Annotated in this window: 13 protein-coding genes; 8 read left to right on the forward strand and 5 right to left on the reverse strand. The window is 65.6% G+C overall.

Features of this window, described 5'->3' with window-relative positions; translation table 11 throughout:
- Positions 1–22 precede the first annotated feature (22 nt).
- Genes AAHE99_RS05400 through AAHE99_RS05410 form a run of 3 tightly spaced genes read left to right on the forward strand, consistent with a single transcriptional unit; the run spans position 23 to position 4,940 of the window.
- Positions 23–1,402, forward strand: coding sequence for a hypothetical protein (locus tag AAHE99_RS05400; protein ID WP_342115211.1), 1,380 nt, complete (start codon positions 23–25; stop codon positions 1,400–1,402).
- A complete protein-coding gene (locus AAHE99_RS05405) occupies positions 1,395–2,117 on the forward strand; it encodes a hypothetical protein (protein WP_342115212.1) in 723 nt (240 codons plus the stop codon). The genes AAHE99_RS05400 and AAHE99_RS05405 overlap by 8 nt, the downstream gene beginning before the upstream one ends.
- 3 nt (positions 2,118–2,120) lie before the next feature.
- Entirely contained in the window at positions 2,121–4,940 is a 2,820-nt protein-coding gene (locus tag AAHE99_RS05410; RefSeq protein WP_342115213.1) for an ATP-binding protein, read from the forward strand.
- On the opposite strand, the gene AAHE99_RS05415 is transcribed toward AAHE99_RS05410, so the two are convergent.
- Both AAHE99_RS05415 and AAHE99_RS05420 read right to left on the reverse strand, forming a co-directional pair.
- Positions 4,941–5,135, reverse strand: coding sequence for a YgaP family membrane protein (locus tag AAHE99_RS05415; RefSeq protein WP_446728895.1), 195 nt, complete (start codon positions 5,133–5,135; stop codon positions 4,941–4,943).
- A 68-nt stretch (positions 5,136–5,203) separates the two neighbouring features.
- Positions 5,204–5,686, reverse strand: a complete 483-nt coding sequence (locus AAHE99_RS05420; protein ID WP_342115214.1) for a hypothetical protein — start codon at positions 5,684–5,686, stop codon at positions 5,204–5,206.
- Between the two features lie 121 nt (positions 5,687–5,807).
- Here AAHE99_RS05420 and AAHE99_RS05425 point away from each other — a divergent pair, with 121 nt between their 5' ends.
- Genes AAHE99_RS05425 through AAHE99_RS05440 form a run of 4 tightly spaced genes read left to right on the forward strand, consistent with a single transcriptional unit; the run spans position 5,808 to position 8,607 of the window.
- Positions 5,808–6,332 carry a GbsR/MarR family transcriptional regulator gene (locus AAHE99_RS05425; protein WP_342115215.1) on the forward strand — a complete coding sequence of 175 codons (525 nt, stop codon included), beginning with the start codon at positions 5,808–5,810 and terminating at the stop codon, positions 6,330–6,332.
- A gap of 4 nt (positions 6,333–6,336) precedes the next feature.
- Positions 6,337–6,759 carry a thiol-disulfide oxidoreductase DCC family protein gene (locus tag AAHE99_RS05430; protein ID WP_342115216.1) on the forward strand — a complete coding sequence of 141 codons (423 nt, stop codon included), beginning with the start codon at positions 6,337–6,339 and terminating at the stop codon, positions 6,757–6,759.
- Positions 6,749–7,171: a cell division protein gene (locus AAHE99_RS05435; RefSeq protein ID WP_342115217.1), complete on the forward strand. Its 423-nt coding sequence runs from the start codon at positions 6,749–6,751 to the stop codon at positions 7,169–7,171. The genes AAHE99_RS05430 and AAHE99_RS05435 overlap by 11 nt, the downstream gene beginning before the upstream one ends.
- On the forward strand, positions 7,168–8,607 hold the full coding sequence (locus AAHE99_RS05440) for a TIGR01777 family oxidoreductase (RefSeq protein ID WP_342115218.1): 1,440 nt from the start codon (positions 7,168–7,170) through the stop codon (positions 8,605–8,607). Before AAHE99_RS05435 ends, AAHE99_RS05440 begins: the two co-directional genes overlap by 4 nt.
- Here AAHE99_RS05440 and AAHE99_RS05445 read toward each other — a convergent pair.
- Positions 8,604–9,125 (reverse strand): hypothetical protein, encoded by a 522-nt coding sequence (locus AAHE99_RS05445; RefSeq protein ID WP_342115219.1) that lies wholly within the window; start codon positions 9,123–9,125, stop codon positions 8,604–8,606. The two genes, AAHE99_RS05440 and AAHE99_RS05445, sit on opposite strands and share 4 nt — an antisense overlap.
- 86 nt (positions 9,126–9,211) lie before the next feature.
- Here AAHE99_RS05445 and AAHE99_RS05450 point away from each other — a divergent pair, with 86 nt between their 5' ends.
- Complete coding sequence (locus tag AAHE99_RS05450; protein WP_342115220.1) at positions 9,212–9,394, forward strand: hypothetical protein; 183 nt, start codon at positions 9,212–9,214, stop codon at positions 9,392–9,394.
- On the opposite strand, the gene AAHE99_RS05455 is transcribed toward AAHE99_RS05450, so the two are convergent.
- Both AAHE99_RS05455 and AAHE99_RS05460 read right to left on the reverse strand, forming a co-directional pair.
- On the reverse strand, positions 9,373–14,082 hold the full coding sequence (locus tag AAHE99_RS05455) for a translocation/assembly module TamB domain-containing protein (RefSeq protein WP_342115221.1): 4,710 nt from the start codon (positions 14,080–14,082) through the stop codon (positions 9,373–9,375). The two genes, AAHE99_RS05450 and AAHE99_RS05455, sit on opposite strands and share 22 nt — an antisense overlap.
- On the reverse strand, positions 14,082–15,863 hold the full coding sequence (locus AAHE99_RS05460; protein WP_342115222.1) for an autotransporter assembly complex protein TamA: 1,782 nt from the start codon (positions 15,861–15,863) through the stop codon (positions 14,082–14,084). Before AAHE99_RS05460 ends, AAHE99_RS05455 begins: the two co-directional genes overlap by 1 nt.
- Between the last annotated feature and the right edge of the window lie 16 nt (positions 15,864–15,879).

Below are 15,879 nucleotides of genomic sequence, written 5' to 3' on the forward strand. Positions count from 1 at the left end.
ATTGACGTGTTGATGGAGTGTAATGATTGACTTGATGGCAAGTGCGGCCCTGAGCGCCGACACCAATCCGACTGAGCAAGAGCAGCAGGACGCCCTGCAGGCCCACTTCCAGCCCCACATTTCCGCCGACGAGATCGAGCAGGTTTATCACCTGAAGCGCGCCCAGCCGCTGCTGCAGGTATTTACTGCATTGTTCCACGGTGGTTTCGAGGGGGTGCTGGTGCGCCTGCTCGTGCTGCGTGAGCTTGCAAATGAGACAACTTCCTCGGCGTTTTCGCGCGCCGATATCAACACGCGCCTGGCCTACCTGTTGCCGGAAAGCCTGGAAACCGTGCTGAACCGCTTGCGCTCCAACGGCCTGCTGGCCTGGGATGCGCAGCAATCCGTCTACCGCGTGACGCCGATGGCGCGCAACGTGCTGTCGGCCATCGACGGCCTGCTGGCCCTGTCCGCGCCGGAAGACGACGATGCCGAAATGGGCTTCCTGCTGTCGCAGGTGGCCGGCGCCCAGGCCGTGGGCGGCGTCACCACCGAGCAGCTGCAGCACCTGCTGGGCCGCCTGGTCGACCTGACCGAAGAATTCCGCGACGCCATCGCGTCCGGTTCCGAATTCCGCCTGCGCGAGTCGCAGGCCAAGTGGCACCAGGCTTGCGATTGGGTCGAGAAGGGCTCCGTCATCCTGCGCGCCATTACTACTGACGAAAACGCGGACAGCGCCACCCACCGCGCCGCCCAGGCGATCGGCCGCGCCCAGTCGCAGCTGCTGAACATGCAGGGCATGTTCTCGCGCGCGCTGAACCAGATCGAGCGCCAGCGCGTGCACCTGGGCCAGTCCGGCCTGTCCACCACCGATATCAAACGCTGGCTGCTGGCCCATGAAGACCTGGCCTCGCTGGCGGAAGACGCGATCGACCAGCCGGTGAAACCGCTGTTCATTACTCCGGCCGAAATGATCGACGTCGCCGAAACCGAATTGATGACCGAACGCCCGAATACCCTTGCAAACGGCCTGCCTGCCGGCCAGGATGCGCCAACCACGATCAACGACAGCCCTGCCATGCAGAAGGAGCTGGACGACTGGCTGGAGCGCCTGTCCGACTTCGCGCAGCTGAACAACTTCCCGGCCGTGGCGGAAGGCTCGCCGCGCGAAGTGAAGGTGCACGAGGCGCTGCTGCCGGCATCGTTCGCGCTGGCGTCCTACCGCGCTTCCATGCTGCCGCTGCTGGGCGATGAAGCCGAAGCCTCGATGCAGGGCACCACCGCCGAATTGGCGCGCCTGCCGGTGCGTTTCGCGCCGCAGGATGAAATGGTGCAGCTGCCTGACCTGGAGATCGCCGCCATGTCCCTGGCCGCGCTTACCCTCGAATTAGACAAGAAAGAAAGCGGCAAGTCCGATGAGTGATGATTCCCAAATCCTGATTGCGCGCCTGATGGCGCATCAGACCCTGCGCCGCGACGACAAGATGGTCAAGCGCGCGCTGTCGGATGAACATTTCCGCGCCGAAGTCGATGCGCGCCTGACTGCCTGCGGCATGAAGCTGCTGGATAACGTCTATGCCGACCACGTGACCCTGGCGCTGCAGCGCGCCATCGAGCCGAAAGTGTTCGGCGCCAAGGACACCTGGCAGAACAATAATTTCGGCCTGGCGCGCGACGGCGTGGCCCTGCTGGTCGTGCTGTGGGCGCTGATCATCCTGCCCAAGCGCGAGCGCCAGGAAACCCACCAGCACGCGGACGACGACCAGAACGATATGTTCGGCACCGAGAAGCCGGTGCCGCGCGCGGAAGACACTTCGATCGGCATCCCGTACAAGGCGCTGCTGGCCGACTTCGGCGACAAGCTGGGTAAGAAGACCCGCATGGACATGAACCTCGGCATCCTGGGCAAGCTCGGTTTCATCGAGCGCCGCGGCGACATCATCGTCGAAGGCCCGCTGCTGGACCTGCTGATGGATACCGACCTGCTGAAAGAGCGCATCATCAACGGCGCACTGGCCGATGTGTTCAAGCGCGCGCCGGCGCAGATCGTGCACATCCCGCGCGAAGTGCTGGCCGCCGCCAACGACCCGGAGCCGGAAGCACCGGCCGCCGTCGAAGAAACCCCAACGGAAGAATAATCGATGTTCCAAATCAAATCCCTTGAGCTGGTCCACTGGGACTACTGGCAGCGCATCAAGAACATTCCGCTGGATGCCAAGATCATCACCATCGCGGGCCAGAACGGCTCCGGCAAGACCACCTTGCTGGACGCGCTGCGTACCCTGTTCGGCCTCGATTGCTCGATGGGCCGCACCTATAAGCACTACGCGCGCCACAGCGGCCAGCAGACTGCCTGGCTGCGCGCCGTGGTGGACAACAAGCCGCAGGGCAAGCAGCTGTCCAACCGCCCATTCCGCAGCAGCGGTTTCTTCGCCGAAGACGAAGTGACCCTGTTCTGCAAGGTGGAAAAGAACGGCGGCGACTGGAAGCGCCAGTACCTGATGCGCCCCGGTAACGTGGACATTGAAGAAGTCACCGAAGCCAATGACTGGCTGGGCGTGGAGAACTACCGTAAGCGCCTGGCCAACGCCGGCCTGTCGCAAGCCATGTCCAAAGTGCTGGCGCTGGAGCAGGGCGAGACCGACAAGCTGTGCGAATACGCGCCGCGCCAGCTGCTGGACCTGGTGTTCCAGGTGTTCGGCGACAAGGAAGTGCTGGACGCCTATGATGAAGCCAAGCGCCACCAGCGCGATACCGAAGAAGAGCTGAAGCGCTTCGAGGCCGAACTGGAAGGTTCCAAGACCAACCTGGAAGGCCTGCGCCTACGCGTCGCCAACTACCACCAGTGGGAAACCCTGCACAAGGAACGCCGCAACCTGCAGGAAGAAGTGTTGCCATCGCTGGAATACCACGAGGCGCGCGAAAAGGCCGGCAACATCAGCAAGCAGCTGCGCGAAGCGCGCAAGCCGCTGGCACAAGCCGACCAGGTGCTGGCCGACAAGCGTAATGAAGTAGCCAAGCAGGCCAAGGCGCTGCAGGATGCGCAGCAGCAGGAAACCCTGCTGGAGCAGGAACAGACCGCGCTGACTTCGCGCCTGAACCACATCAACGGCAAACTGAAGCCGCTGGAGTCGCTGGCCGAACAGAAGTCCCGCCTGCAGAAGCTGGCCGCCGAATCCGGCGCAGACGTGGCCGATGCCGCCGCCGAGCTGGAGGAAAAGGAAACCGCGCTGCTCAAGCTGCGTTCGCAACGCGACGCCGTGTCCAACCGCATCGCGCAGGACAAGGCCACCATCAACGCCCTGCAAGGCAAGAGCGCCATGCCGGAGCCGGACAATGTGCGCGCCATGCGCCGCGCGCTGAACGACGCCGGCATCCCGCACGCCATGCTGTCGGATATCGTCGAAGTGACCGATCCGAAATGGCAAGGCGCGGTGGAAGGCGTGCTCGGTGGCTACGCCTCGGTGGTGCTGCTGGAGCGCTCGTCCGACGCTTCCGCCGCCTACCGCTTGGCGGAGAAGGAGCGCTATCGCCACTTCATCGTGAACGACTGCGTGAAGGCGCACGAGCCTAAGAACCAAAGCCTGCTGTCGGTGGTGAAGTTCAGCGGCCTGGCCCCTGAATGGCTGATCGACCAGCTGTCGCGCATCACCCGCGTGGAGTCGGTGGAAGAGGGCGCCAAGCTCGGTAACATCGAAGAGTGGATCACGCCGGAGGCCTACCACAAGGAACGCCGCGGTGGCCGCTCGCTGTTCGTGGAAGCTTCGCGCTACCGCTTCGGTTCCGCCGGCAAGACCTCGCGTATGGACGCGATCCAGAAAAACCTGCCGGCACTGGAAGCCGAGGAAGACAAGTACACCCTGCAGATTTCCAAGCTGGCCTCCGAAACCTCCGCACTGAAGGCCCGTCTGGCCGGCGTGGACGCGGTGAAGGAGCTGAGCGCCCGTACCGAGGAGTTCGACGAAGCCGCACGCTCCGCCGTGCCGCTGCGCGCCGAGCGCCTGGAAGTGGGCTCGCGCCTGGGCGAACTGCAAGGCCTGATGAAGAACGCTACCGTGGCCCGCACCAAGGCCGACACCGCGTGGCAAAGCGCCCGCATGTCGCTGTCCGAAGCGGAAGCCGGCATGCGCCTGAACTTCAAGCGCCAGATGGAACAGCGCTCCGACCACGCGCGCGCCATGCTGGCGCTGCGCCGCCAGTGGCGCCACTTGCCTGGCGCATGGCGCCGTCCTGCGCGCCGTTTGGCGCTGGTACAGCAGCACCAGAACGCACACCAGGTCGACCTGCGTATCGCCAGCCTGCAATCGCAGCTGGCGCGCGACGACTGGGAACTGGATGCGACCGTGATCGACCAGTACGCCCGTCTGAACGAGCAGCTGTCGAACCGGAAATCGGAAACCGAAGAGCGCCGCTACCAGAACAACCGCGCGATCGAGGCTACCGCCAATGCACGCGGCGCTTACATTGAGCGCCTGCGCTACACCATCAAGACCTACTCCGCGAACATCAAGGAACTGGGCGCGCTGGCCAATATCGACGTGCACGTCGAACCGGTCAAGCTGGAGAACGACGACCTGCTGCTGGCGCAAGCCGGCCTGCAGGTGCGCTTCAAGTTCGACGGCAAGGGTGCGATCGGCCTGAACGACGGCGAAGCGTCGGGCGGCCAGCAGGTGATGAAGTCACTGGTGCTGCTGATTGGCTTGCTGAAGTCGGAAGACGGTTCCGGCGGCTTCGTGTTCATCGACGAACCGTTCGCCCACCTGGACATTCGCAACATCCAGCTGGTCGGCGAGTTCCTGAAGAACACCGATGCGCAGTACCTGATGACGACGCCGCTGACCCACAATACGGACGTCTATGACCCTTCCGACCTCACGCTCATCACGAGCAAGAAGAAGAAAGACACCCAGTGGGCGCAGCCGATCTTCGTGTTGCAGCGGCGCCAGGCCGCTGCCGCGTGATCAGTGATGATCGTTGGTCCTGATCCTGACGAGGCGATACAGGGGGCAGAACTTGATTGCCCCCGTCAGGAGCGGGACCACACCGATCCAGCCCCACGGGCCGATCAGGTCCAATAGTGCGGCCGCGATCAGGCCCACCCCGACAGCGATGCGCAAGGCACGGTCCACCGTGCCGACATTTTCAATGATGGTCATGGCAATTCTCCCTTCCTGATAAACAGTATGGGAAAGCCCGGCTGCGCCGGGAATGACCTGGATCAATTTCAGGCGGCTTCGCGCGCGCCGGCGCCAAGGATGGCGTCCAGTTCCTTTTTCAATGCCAGAGCAACAGGCCGGCCGCGGATGCGGTTCACCATTTCGAAGAAGGTGATACGCATCGCCTTCAAGTCCTCCAGTGTGGCTGCCGTTTCCAGCTTGGCCTGCAGGACTTGCCCGCGCAGGCCCAGGGTAGGCTCGATGGTGCGTTCATAGAATGCGCGCGCCTGCGCATATTGCGAAGCCAATTCCTGTTCAGTAGGCAGCACAGGCGGTGGCGGCAAGGCCTCGCCTTCCTCAATGAAACCCTGTGCCAGCAGGTCAGCCACGGCCGTGGCATCGAGTCCTAACCCGGTTACCTTCGGCAGCAACTGCTCCATTGGATGGCGCCCGTCGATCATCACCAGCAGCGTGCGCATCCGCGACTGCAACCCGAAGGTGCGCGCCGCAATCTCCTCACGACCTTTAGCGGTCTTGTTGTACGTCGTCATAAGAATATTTCCTCATGGCAATCAATTTCTGGTAATCCAGAATACACGACCTTGGCGGATTTGACATCGTTTGAAATCTGGTCTTTAATTTCTGTAATGACAGAAATAAAGGAAATTTACCATGGCTCTGAGTCCGACCGAACAAAAGTACATTCTGCATTGGGGTGAAATGGGCAACCGCTGGGGTGTAAATCGCACCGTCGCGCAAATTCACGCTCTGTTGTTTTTATCAAACACGCCGCTCACGGCAGAAGACATTGTCGAGTCGCTGAACGTGGCGCGTTCCAACGTCAGCAACAGCCTGAAGGAGCTGCAAAGCTGGGGCCTGGTCAAAGTGGTCCACGTGATGGGCGACCGGCGCGACCACTTCACCGCGCTGCAGGATGTATGGGAAATCTTCCGCGTCGTGATGGAGGAGCGCAAGCGCCGCGAGATCGATCCCACGCTGTCGGTGATGCGCGAATGCGCGATCGAGGGCGAACAGGATGCGGCGCTCGACCCGGCCACCAAGGCACGCATGGACCAGGTGCTGGAATTCCTCGAAATGCTCACTGCGACTTATGAGGATTACAAGCACCTGCCGCCGGCCACGCTGCAGAAATTCCTCAAGATGGGCGGCAAGGTGGCCCGTTTCCTCAAGGAGTAGGCGCGTGCCCGCACTGACTTTGTACTTCGATAGCAAATGCCCTTTATGCAAGCGCGAGATGCAGCGCCTGGGGCGCTGGGACCGCAACGGACGCCTGGCCTTCATCGACATGTCGCAAGCGGACTTTGATCCTGCCCCGCTGGGCGTCACGCTGGCCGCGATGGATGCCGAGCTGCATGCCGTGAACGCTGAAGGCGGCCTGCTGGTCGGCACCGACGCCATCCTGGAGGCGTACACGCTGGTGGGCCGCAGCTGGCTGGTCTGGCCGCTGCGTGTGCCTGTGTTGCGCCCCATGCTGGCCAAGGCCTACCGCAGCCTGGCCCGCAACCGTTACCGGGTTTCGCGCTGGTTCGGCTATGGCAGCGCGCATCGCGCTTGCGATGGTGATCGTTGCCAGCTCTTTACTGGAGAACATCATGGAACGTAAATGGCTGGTGCGCTGGCTGTATGCCAGCGCAATCGCGCACTTGGTTGTGGGCCTGGCGCTGCCGTGGATTTCCAGCGCCGCGGCCCTGGGCTGGTATCACGCGGCCCTTGGTCCGGCGGAGGCGCACGGACAGCAGGCTTGGTGGCTGGCGCTGTTCGGCCCGACCATCCAATGCGTCGGCCTGTGGATGCTGGCCCTGATCCACTTCGGCGAAAAGTATCGCGCGCCTGCCGCCTGGCTCTGGATCGGCGCCGGGATGCTGTTGTGGGGCCCGCAGGACATCATGGTCTCGCTGCGCGCGGATGTGTGGGCGAATGTGTGGATCGACGTCGCCAGCCTGGTCTTGCTGCTGCCGGCAATCTGGCGCCTGTATATCCTGGATCGCCGCGCACCTGCCACGGAGGCCGTATGAGTACGCACTTGCTCGCGCTGCAGCTGATGGCGGCCCAAGGCTGCCTTGGCGCGTTCGACACCATCTACCACCATGAGTTGACCGAAGCGCTGCCGCAGCGCCATACCGCGCGCCGCGAACTGGCGATCCACGCGCTGCGCGCGATCATCTACGGCGTGCTGTTCATCGGCCTGTCGGCTTGGGTGTGGCAGGGCGCCTGGGCTATGGCGCTGCTGGCGCTGTTTGGCGTGGAAATCGTCCTGACACTGTGGGACTTCGTGGTGGAAGACCAGACCCGCCTGCTGCCAGCGTCCGAGCGCATCACGCACACCGTGCTGGCCATCAACGGCGGCGCCTTTATCTGCCTGCTGATGCTGGCAGCACCGGAGTGGATGACAGCGCCCACCGGCTTTACGTACGCGCCGCAAGGCTGGCTCAGCATCTTCCTGGCCGCTTGCGGCGTGGGCGTGTTCGCATCGGGCCTACGCGACGCGATGGCTGCGCGCCGGGCACACACTGGCGAGGCTCCAGCGGTGCGCTTCGACGGCACGCGGCAGACGGTGCTGGTGACCGGCGCCACCGGCTTTATCGGCCATGCGCTGGTGCCTGCGTTGCGCGCTTGCGGCCACCACGTGATCGTCCTGTCGCGCGAGCCGAAGAAGGCCGCGTGGGAATTCAATGGCCAGGTACGGGCGATCGGCAGCATGGCCGAACTGGCATCGAACGAGATTGTCGATGTGGTGATCAATCTCGCCGGGGCGCGCATCCTGGGTTGGCGCTGGAGCGCGCAGCGCAAGGCAGTGCTGCGCCGCAGCCGCGTGGCGCTGACGGAGAGCGTGGTGGAGTGGATTGGCCGCGCTACGGTCAAACCGCGCCTGTTTATCTCAGCTTCGGCCATCGGCTACTACGGCATCCAGCCGCAAGACGATGAACAGCAGCTGAACGAAGGCGCAGCGCCGCAGCCCATTTTCATGTCGCAGCTGTGCCAGGAATGGGAAGCCGCCGCGCGCCGTGCGCGTGAATACGGCGTGCCGGTCGCGCTGACGCGCTTTGGTGTCGTGTTTGGCCACGCCGGCGCGCTGCCATCAATGCTGCTGCCATTCAGGATGGGATTTGGCGGCCGGATGGGAAGCGGGCGGCAACGCAATTCCTGGATCCATCTCCATGACTTGCTGCGCGCCCTGGCGCACGTGTGGCGCCTTGGCGCGAATGCTGACGGCGCCTGGAATTTCACGGCGCCGCAGCATCCAACCCAGCTGGAATTCGCGCAAGCCGCAGCGGCCGAGCTGCATCGTCCATGCATCATGCCGACGCCGGGCTGGCCGGTGCGCCTGCTGCTGGGCGAGCAGGCCGATTTGCTGCTGGAAGGGGCGGCCGTAGCGCCGGCGCGCCTGCTCGCTACTGGATTTACTTTCCGTTACCCCACGGTGCAGGAAGCCCTGGCCGACCTGGCTTAGTCGTTGGTTTTTTGCGACATGCGCCAGCGCAGCAGGCCGATGGAGTAGGCGGCCAGGTAGCCGAGCATCAGGCCGAAGGGAACCACGGTCATCGGGTGTTGCATGACCTCGGTGGAGTTGATGATGCGCGGGTGTTCGGATTGGCGGTTGACGTAGAACTCAACGCCAATCTGCAAGGCGCGGGCCACGAACAGCATGCACACCAGGATCGCGGTGCGGCTCGGTGGGGTGAAGAACAGTTTGGTGCCGGTATTCTCGAAGCGGGTTTTCTTCAGCGCGAAGAAGGCCAGCCAGGCGCCTGCCATCACAGCGCCGGCCATCATCGACAGCGAAGGCATATTCCCCAGCATGGATTGGGCGGCGGCGAGCAGCATCAGTGGCAAGCCTGCGGCTGCGACCCAGTGGCGCCACGCTACGGATTCCTGGCGGCGGAATACCATCTTCAGGCGCGAGTACACACGCCACACCATGACGGGAACAAGGATCAGCAGGACTAGGGTGGTAACTGTCAGTTGCATTGGCGCGCACGAATTCGTGAAAAAGAAGGATTTTACCCGCAGGCGTAAAATAGTCCCCCGTGATCTCGTTTTTGGGAGTTCCCGCCATGGAAAAACACCGCATTCATGCCCATCGCGCACCTGACTTGCCGGTGCCAGTTGATGAGTCTCAGCCGCACCCGGAGCCGGTGCATCCGCATAGTCCGCACAATCCTGTCCCGCAGGACGATCCGGTGCCGGACCACAATCCCGAGCTGGCCCCGCCTGGTCAGTCGAAAGCCCAGTTGTAAAGCACGTCGAGCGCGTTGTTGGTGCCGGTCTGCAGTTGCAGCGACACGCGTGAGTTAAGTTTGTAGCGCAGTTTCACCAGGCTGGTGGCAGTGCCCGCGCCTTGTTCGAAACTGAGGTAGGCGCGCGAGGAGAGTTTTTTGCCGACGGTGACGACGGTGCTTTCCAGCCCCTTGGCCTGGCTCACGCCTAGCTCGTCGAGGCCGACGCGGTTGGCCAGGCTTGGTCCGCCGGTGCCGCCCAGCAGGGCGCCGGCTGCGGTGCCGAGCAAGCCCATTTCATTGCCTGCCATGTCGGCTGTGCCGTGGCCGAGCACCAGCCAGGCCAGCTTTTCGCTGTCCGGTACCGATGGCGTGGAGACCAGCTTGGCGACCGGCGCCAGCGCCGTGCCGCGTACTTCGACGCCGGCTTCCACATTGTGTTCGTTCAGTTCATCGCCTTCCGGGCGTTTGCGTACGGCGCGGATGTTGAGGCCGGGGTTGTCGTAGGCGCCGGTGAAATTCAGTACCCCGCGTTCGATTGCCAGGCGCTGGCCATAAGCTGCGTAGGTGCCGCTGACGACGCGGATGCTGCCGTTCACGCGCGGCGCGCGGCGTTCGGCCACGCGTACGCGGACGGTGCCGGCCAGCTGCGCGTCCAGGCCTTTGCTGCGCAGGGTGAAGTCGTCGCCCAGGTCGGCTTCCACGTCGATGTTCAGGGGCTGGCCGCTGGCTGCGGCGGGCTTTGGTTTATCGCGGCCGAGGATCACGACGTCGTCGCTGATGGTCGGCGTGTCGAGCGAAGGCAGTTCAACGCTGGCGCGGTTGGCTCTGAACTTGCCATTCAGTTCGAAGTGTTTGGCGTCGCGCACCAGGGTGCTGTTGCCGGTCAGGACCAGGGTGCGGTCGGGGCGGTTGAAGACTTCCAGCTTGTCGGCGGCCAGTTTAAGATCCATCGACATTTCGCCGTTGGCCAGACGCAGCCAGCCTTCGGCCTGCGCATTGCCGTCGGTCCCTTCGAAGCGCAGGCGCTGCAGTTGCAGCTGGTCGCCGGCGACCTTGGCTTGCAGGACGCCATTGCGCAGGCGGATGCCTTGCTCGGGCCAGTTGATGACCAGTCCTTCGCCGACTACTTCGCCATCCAGCAAAGGGTTGGCGATGGTGCCATGGCCCGCTGCGCTGGCGCGCAATGCGCCGTTCAGTTCCATGCCTTGCACACCGAGCAGGGGCGAGAGCCAGGCGATGGAGGGCAGGCTGGCGCTGGCGCCGAAGGTGAGCGGGCTGTCCGATGGAATGCGGCCGTCGCGCAGCTGGGCGCTGGCTTCCAGGCGGGCGTTGCCGGCGCGGTCGCCGGCCAGTTCGAGCTGGGTGCGCAGCTGTTCGCCGGCGACGGTGAGGTGGGCGTCGAGCAGGCGCAGGCCGAGCGCGATGGGGCGTTCGCCGCCGGTGATCGTGATGTCGCCTTTTTCGCGGAACACGTGCAGGTTGCCGTCCAGTGCCGGGGCGGCGCCTTTGGCGGCGGGTGCTGCGAGGTTGAGCGCCCAGTCGGCGCCCAGCGTCATGGTGCTGGCGACGTTGCTGCGCCAGGTGTCGGACAATTGCGCGAGGTAGCTGGCGTTGACGCCGCTGGCGCTGCCTTTGCTGCGCCAGCGCAGTCCGTCCTTTTCCAGCGTGTCGATGCGCAGGCTGCCTTCGGGCATGGCGACGGCGGCGCTGCCCAGCGTGATCTGTTCGGGTCTGGCCAGGCCGGGGATGCCCTGGCCGGGGCGGGCGGCGATGCGCAGGGTGGCGGGCGCTTGCAGGGTGAGTGCGAAGCGGCCCTTGTTTTGCAGGGCGTCGATGCTGCCGTTCCAGCTGTCGGGGGCGAAGCTGCCGCTCAGGCGGGTGCTGGCGTCGAAGTCGGGGTTGGCGGCGGCTATTTGCAGCTGGTGCTTGCCGGCGGTGCCGCCGGCTTGCAGGCGCAGGCGGTCCAGCAGGACGCCCGGGGCGCTGAAGCCGCTGACCGTGAGGTCGGCCTGCAGCGGGTCGTCGGGCTTGAAGGCGGTGCCGATGGTGGCGCTGCCTTTGATGGCGGAGATCTCGCGCTGGCCGGGCAGGCGCAGGTGCGCGCCGTCCAGGGTGATGCCAAGCGTGGGCATGGCGCCGGCGATGGCGCTTGCAGCGCTGTCGCTGGCGTTGGGGCGACGTGCGCTTGGGCTGCGCGCTGGGGCGGCGGCAGCGGACGCTGCGCCGGGGGCGCTGATGGCATAGCCACTGGCGCGCAGGGTGCCGGACCAGCCGCTTCCCAGTGCGGCCAGTTGCGGGGCGTCGAGTTTCCAGTCGATGCGGTCTTGCGGTTTGCCGAAGCTGCCTTTGGCTTGCAGCAGGTTGCTGCCGAGGCGCAGGTCGACGTCGCTGTCTTGCACGCGGCCGGGGCCGGCGGCGAATTTTGCATAGCCGCTCAGGGCGGCGTTGCCGAGCGTGGAGGCCGGCTGCAGGCGCAGGTCGGCATTGGCCAGCCAGTTGTCGCCGGCGCGCAGTGTGGCGCTGAAGCCGGCGTTGACGTTGCCGGCTAGCGCTACACCAAAGTTGGCCGGGTTGACGCGGGTGGCGCTGCCGGTGAGTTCGACTTCGCGCGTGCCGGCCAGCGTGGCTTCACCGCTGGCCCGGATGATGCTATCGCTGCGCGCCGGCACCGGCGGGACTGCGGTCGACGCGGCTGCGGCGCTGCGTGGCGTACGCGCTGCGGCTGCCGCTAATGCGGGTGCCGGGCTGAGGGCGCGGGCGGGCGCTTGCGCTGCCGATGCCGCTGCGCGCGACCCGGCGGGCGGCAGATAGCCCAGGCCGCGGGCTTCGGTGCTGAAGCTGGTGCGCGGCGCCCGGTAGCCGCCGGTCAGGATGCCGCTGGCGTTGGCGCTGCCCTGCAGGCGCGCGTCGATGGCGGAGAGCTGGGCGGCGTCGAGCTGCCATTCCAGCTTGTCGCCCGCTGCGCCGAATGCGCCGCGTGCGGTGGCGTTGTTGCGGGCAAAGGCGAGGCGCGCGTCGATGCCGCCGATGTGCTGCTCGTCGGCGGTCAGCTTGGCGTTGCCGGATAGCGGGTGGCCGAGCAGCTTGCTGGGCTGGATGGCGATGTCAGCCTGCGCGCGCCAATGCGGCGCCAGTTTGCCGCTGGCCTGCAGTTCAGCGTTCAGGTCGGCGGCGGGGAAGTCGCCCAGCGCGGCGGGGTCGAAGCGCTTGACCGTGGCGGCGGCCTTGAAGCTCTTGTCGTCTTTCAGGCTGGCGGTTGCGGTGGCGTTGACGCTGCCGGGACCAGCCTGCAGGCGGGCCTGGTGCACGGTGAGCAGCAGGTCTTGCAGCGTGGCGTAGGCGTCCAGGCGCAGCTTGCCTTCGCCAAGGGCGGCGCGCACGGTGTGCAGCTTGCCTTTGCTTTCGGCGCTGATGTCGCCGGAGATGGTGGTGCTGGCGACGGCGCTGTGCAGGCCGCGCAGGTCGAGGCGGTCGGTGTGCAGGCGCAGGGTGGCGGTGTCGATGCCGCCGCCTGTTGGCACCCTGCGCAGGGCGCCGCTGCCGGTGAATTTGCCGGCGTTGCCAAGGTCGATCGAGATGCCGCTCAGGGCGGCGTTGTCCAGCGTGCCGCCTAACTGCGCCGCGGCGCTGTGCAGGGGTAGTTTTTGCTGGTCGAGCGGGCCCGGTGCGCTGCGGTTCGTGATTGCCAGGTTGCCGGTCAGCTTGTCGCCTGTCAGGGCGGCCTCCAGTGCGAGGTCGAGGGCGGCTTGCGGCCAGGCAGGGTCGAAGCGGGCTGGATCAACCTCGCGGGCTTGCAGGCGGATGCTGCGCAGCGGGAGGGCATCGAATGGGGCCAGCATTACGGTGCTGTCGCCGTTGGCATAGTTGGATTTGCCTTTGACATCCAGCTTCAGTTGCGCGAGGTCGCCGCTGGCGGTCAGCTCCAGCCGGGTGGCGCTGCGCTGGATCAGGCTTGCATCCAGTGTGCCGGAGGCTGCTGCGCCAGCCGGAACTGCGGCGTCGCCGCGCGGTGCTCGCGCGAGGGCCGACGGCACAGCGGCGGGGCTGCGGGCGCTGGTGGGCGGCATGGGCGCGAGGGCCGCGGTGGCGCTGACCTTGTACGGGCGGGCGGTGGAGATTTCGGCGCTGGCGGCGAGGGCGCCGATTGGGGTTTCGGCGGTGGCGTCCTTCAGCTGCCAGTGCTGGCCGTCGCCTTGCAGCTGCAGCTTGATGGCCTTCAACTCGGTGCGGCTGCCGTCCTGGCCGACGATGGACAGCGCGGTGACGCGGCCATCTGCGACGCTGAGCCGGAAGGGCGGCGTGATGGAGGCGGGCATCACGGCAGGCTTGGATGGCCCGGTGGCGCGCGACTCAACCCGCGCCACATGCAGCTCGCTGATAGCGACTCCGGCGCTGAAATACTGCAGCGGCGACCAGTTGATGTCGATATCATCGGCCGTCAGCACGCTGGATTCATCGCGATAGACGATGCGGCCAATATGCATGCGGCCATACAGCGAGCCACTCACGCCGGTGACCGTAATCTGGCCGCCGCTGGCGCGCGCAACCTGTGCGACGATCTGCTGCAGGGTCGTCTCACGGCCCAGCAGCCAGACCGCGCCGCCCAGCACGGCCAGCGTCGCGCCGCCGCCGATCAGCGTGCGGCGCAGCCACTTGCGGCGCGCGGGTGGCGCAGGCGGGGCGGGCGGTTGGCGCGGCGTATCCATCAGAACGTGAACCCCAGCGAGAAGTGCAAGCGCGCCTTGCGCGTGGCATGGCCATATGCCACGTCGACGTTGATCGGCCCGACGGGGCTCTTGTAGCGCGCACCGACGCCATAGCCCGACTTCGGCGCCAGGTCGCTGAACGAGTTGCCCGCATTGCCAGCGTCATAAAACACCGCCGCGCCCCAAGCCGGCTTGAACCAGTACTGGTATTCCGCGCTGCCGGTAGCGAGATAGCGACCGCCCACGATCGCATCGCCGCGCTCCACGCCCAGTTCCTGGTAGGCATAACCGCGCACCGAGTTGTCGCCGCCCGCGCGGAACAGGTACGTCGCCGGCACGCCTTCCTGGCGGGCAGAGGCCAGCACGCCGATTTCCGCGCGCAGGATCACGGTCGACTTCGCGCTCAAGGGCCGGTAGGTGATGCCGCGCGCGGTGGCGCGGATGAACTTCTCATCCGTCAGCACCGGCAGCAGCGCACCGCCCAGCGTAGCGTTCAGCACATAGCCCTTGGTCGGGAACACCAGGTTGTCCACCTTGCGCCAGGTGGCGGCATAGGTGATCGGCAAGGACTGGCTATGCGATGACAGCACCCGGTTCACCGTCTTGCTCTCGTTCAGGTACTCGATCGAAATGCTGCGCTCGAGCAGCGGCGTGCCCCAGGCCCGCTTGGCCGCCACCGATGCGGTGCGCGTAATCTCGCCCTCGATATCCTTGCGCTCCACCGCCGCGCCAAAGCTGTCGTTATAGCCGTCCGCCGTCGTGGGGAAGTAGAAATCGCTGCGCGCCGCCTGGCGCTTGGTTTCCAGCGTCAGCGCGCTCTTCATCTTCAGCCCGAACACGTTCAGGTCATCGTAGGTGCCGGACGCGCGCGCACCCGTATTGGTGCTGAAACCCACACCCACGCTGGCATTCTTGCGCTTGTTCTCCACCACCCGCACCAGCAGCGGCAAGGGCGGCATGGTGGAAGGCTGCGGCACGCCTTGCGCCTTGTCTTCGGCGGCCTCGATCTGCTCGTCCAGCACCGCCGACAGGTCGGCGCTCACTTCCACATTGGCGAAATAGCCGGTGTCTTGCAGCTTGCCCTGGAAAGCCTGCAGCGCCGCCTCGCTATAGTAGTCGCCCGGCTCGATCGGGTTCAGGTTGCGCACCACCGAATCAGGATAGCGCCGCAAGCCCTCGATTTTCAGTTCGCCAAAGCGCATCTCCGGCCCACTGTCGAGCGTCACATGCAGCAGCGCGCGCCGCGTTTCGGGATCGACCACCGCCTCGCTGGCCGTCAGCTGCGCGCGTGGATAGCGCGTCTGCACCACCGCCCGCAGGATATCGCGCTTGGCCTTTTCCCAGCCATCCTGGCGGAACACCTCGCCCGCCGGCAGGCCCCAGCCGGATTTCAGCGCCGCCTTGTCGAACGGTGCGGCCTGCGTGGACTCGAACCCCACCAGTTCAATCTCCACCTCGCCCACCAGCACCGGCTCGCCCGGCTCCACCTGCACCGTCACAGTCGGTGTGCCGCTTTCGTCGAGACGGATATTCACCGCCGGCGTGTAATAGCCGGCCGTCGCCACCAGGGTCTTGATCTGCTCCGGCGCCGAACGCAGCATGCGCTGCAGCTGGTCGCGGTCCATGCGCGGGTTATTGCGGAAGCGCACCAGGTCCAGGTTGTCTTCCAGAAGCGACTCCAGCGCACGCGGCGCCTCGATGCGCACGCGGTATTCCCAGCCCTGGGCAGCCGCCAGCATGGGCAGCAGCAGGGCCGCGCAGCCCACCAAAAGCCCCTTCAATACTTTTATGCCGGTT

The organism is Pseudoduganella sp. OTU4001, from assembly GCF_038440195.1.
Classification (GTDB): domain Bacteria; phylum Pseudomonadota; class Gammaproteobacteria; order Burkholderiales; family Burkholderiaceae_D; genus Rugamonas.